We start from the raw sequence: 2,953 nt of genomic DNA, 5'->3' as shown, positions 1-2,953 counted from the left end.
AAATGGACAATGCCAATCCATAATTGGAATCTGACATTGTCGCAATTGGCCATCCACTTCGAAGGTAGGTTAGATGGTGTGCTAGATATTTAGCAACTTAGGCTGACACAGAATTCTGAACGCTCTCCTCTGCTTATTATGGAGCTTTGTCTAGACACTTTGATTTTGATAGTGATTCAGTAAAGGGCATAAGTGGATCTATCCTAGAAAGAGTTTTCCGTCATCGTACACCTTTTGGTTGTATTGCTAAGGGAAAAACTAACGCGTTTAAGGGTCATTATGTACTAGCGCTTAGAGGAACAGCAAAAATGCGCGATTGTATTACTGATCTACATTGTGGTGTTTCCACTGGCCCCAATAACCAAAGTGTACATGCAGGATTCAATCAAACATTTAACTCGCTCAAATCACAGTTAGAACAGTATTTTTCGAATAATCCTACAGCTCCTGTTCACGTTGTTGGTCACAGTTTAGGTGGCGCATTAGCTAATTTAGCTGCAAACTGGTTGAAACAACGCTTCAAAGTACCTGTTAAACTCTATACTTTTGGTGCTCCGCGAGTTGGGCTATCGAATTTTGCGAACCATACACAAAATGCTTTACAGGGGGTTTACCGCTGTGTACATGCTGGTGATCCTGTACCAATGGTGCCTGTGTGGCCTTTCGTACACACTACTTATGAATATATTTTAAATTCATCCCCTTCAATATCTCCAGGGGCGCATAGTATGTCTAACCCAATACCAGGGTATTTGAATACGGCATCAAAATATAAAACTTATGAAGATATACAAAAGGGATTTGAACTACGCTACCAAGAAGCCACTCGTCTTGAATTTGAAAAACGTCATCAAGCTAGTTTCAATGCTCTTTGGGCCAGGAAAATAGGTGCAGCACTTCTTGATTTTTTAAATAAAATAGGTGCGATTAGTGCACTACAAGTTAGTGTTACAGGTTTATTAACTGTTTATGATGCCATTGCGTCTTATTTAGCGAATGAAGTAGAAACCTCACGAGCTTATGCTGCAGAAGTAAAAGGTATAGTAGGCCATATGTATGTTTTTTGTGGCTTACCAGCAAGTAAGCTTATAGATTTTAGTTACTGTGGGATTCGTGCTATTTTGAAAAAAATGCTAATTAAACTTTCTCAGCTGGCTAAATTCTCAATTGAATTAGCAAGCCATACAGCTCATTTAATGGTTTAAATAAAAACTGAGAAGACTGTAAATAGAAAAAAGGGCAATAACATTGCCCTTTTTTACGCCCTTAAAGTGGTAGCTCTAAACTATAGCGCGACTAAGCTTTGCTCTAGCATTGCTTTTATTTGTTTTACTATTTTAGCTTCTGTTTCAGGTTCGAATTGTTGTATACGTGGGGTGTGAATATGCCCTGTAGGTATACTTGAATTAAGCGCATCGCGCAGGCGAATGCTTCGGTACGATATTTCGTTAGACAAGTAACCACCGCCGCCGCCATTTACCGCAATACTATTTTTAAGCTCGCCATACGAACCGGCTTTATAGGTTTTTTCAAGCGTGGTGACTTCATGATTGTCGATAACTTTATAAGGGCCTTTGGCTTGTTGCATGTAAGTTACAGGCAAGCTAAATTTTACAAATTCGTTGCCCGGGAGTGGTCGGCCATTAAGTTTTGGTATTACTGGGCTTGTTTGCGTGCCGCCATACACAATATTGGCATTGTCTGGGGCGGTTACACTGCGACGTTTACCCGGAAAGTGCTCTAAATCAAATTCTGTCCTGCCCATACTTACGGTGACTATCATGTCTACATTATTAAGTGCGTAGTAGGGGGCAAGTAGTGACTCTATTATGCCTTGATCAAAGTCTTCGTAGCGCACCGGCACCATAACGGTGTTAATTTCTGCGCTCACGCCTTTGTAATTAATAACTTGGCCGTCGAGTAATAACGCAGCAACACCTGAGGGGTTACTTTGGTTTATGTTTTTATCAAGTAAAAAAGGGTCAAAGCCCGTTAGTAATATTTTTTTAGTGCTGCCTGATGAAAAAGCAAGGTCAGTACGTCCTCTGCTGCCTTCCTCAAGTAGGGTTAGTAAGGTATTTAACTGAGCCTGCGTAATTGAAAACTTAGGTGATGTTGTACGTATTACTTTGCTTGAAAGCAGGCGCGCCCAGTAAAGCTCTCTGTCGTCGTAATTATTGGTTTTTATTATGCGTTGCTTGGCACTTTCCCACAGTTCAAAGCTAAAGCTTTGTACTAATGTTTTGCACTTTTAAAGTCGCTTAACTCTTTAAATTGTTGCTCAAAACTAGATACTTGTGGGGTAAATGCTTTTAAAACATTTGGCATTGCTGATTGGGCTTTGTTGATACGCTGTTCTTCAACAGTTAAAGGATTACTTAAAGCAGCGAATGAAGAGGCGATTAAGCTGGTCGCTAATAATACTTTGATCATAATATTCCTAAGATAAGGCTATTGTTTTATATGTAATTTACCATCCTATGATTACTAATCAAGAGCAACCTATTAACGTTGAATCGACTGAAATTTGCTTTTGTTGTTTGTTATGCAATTCAACACTGCAACATACAAGGAGCTCAGTGCGACCTTGTTCTTCTTATTTTTCAGCAGTATTGAGTACAAGCGCTTGCTGTTTTATTTGCACTGCAGAGTTTTTTTCTATTAATAAAATCGCAAGTTAGCGAGCGGCTAAAAAATGGAGTCGTAATGCGGGTATTATTCAAAAACCTGTGGACGGGCAACAACTGTAAGTTGGTTTGGGATAGGCGAAACTCAACGCATAGCCAATGTAATAAATTCAGCTACAGATAAATACCAATGCTATTGGTTGTAGATACCATCTCTCATTTTAAGCTTCAAGGTCGTACTTAACTTACTTGGAGCTTAAACGCTTCTTGGTTTTTTATTACACCAAAACATATATGGATGAGCTTTCTCATATTCGCACATACAG

Annotated in this window: 1 protein-coding gene and 1 pseudogene; one reads left to right on the top strand and one right to left on the bottom strand. The window is 39.3% G+C overall.

Going from position 1 to position 2,953, the window contains the following annotated elements:
* Window positions 1-146 precede the first annotated feature (146 nt).
* Window positions 147-1,205 (top strand): lipase family protein, encoded by a 1,059-nt coding sequence (locus PSH48_RS20625; protein WP_273612285.1) that lies wholly within the window; start codon window positions 147-149, stop codon window positions 1,203-1,205.
* An 80-nt stretch (window positions 1,206-1,285) separates the two neighbouring features.
* On the opposite strand, the pseudogene PSH48_RS21205 reads toward PSH48_RS20625, so the two are convergent.
* A pseudogene (locus PSH48_RS21205) lies at window positions 1,286-2,433 on the bottom strand (hypothetical protein).
* Window positions 2,434-2,953: the final 520 nt, after the last annotated feature.

The sequence above is a fragment of the Pseudoalteromonas sp. Angola-4 genome, from assembly GCF_028599265.1.
Lineage (GTDB): Bacteria > Pseudomonadota > Gammaproteobacteria > Enterobacterales > Alteromonadaceae > Pseudoalteromonas > Pseudoalteromonas atlantica.
Note: the sequence above shows the minus strand (reverse complement) of the source record. Positions and strands in the feature narration are given on the sequence as shown.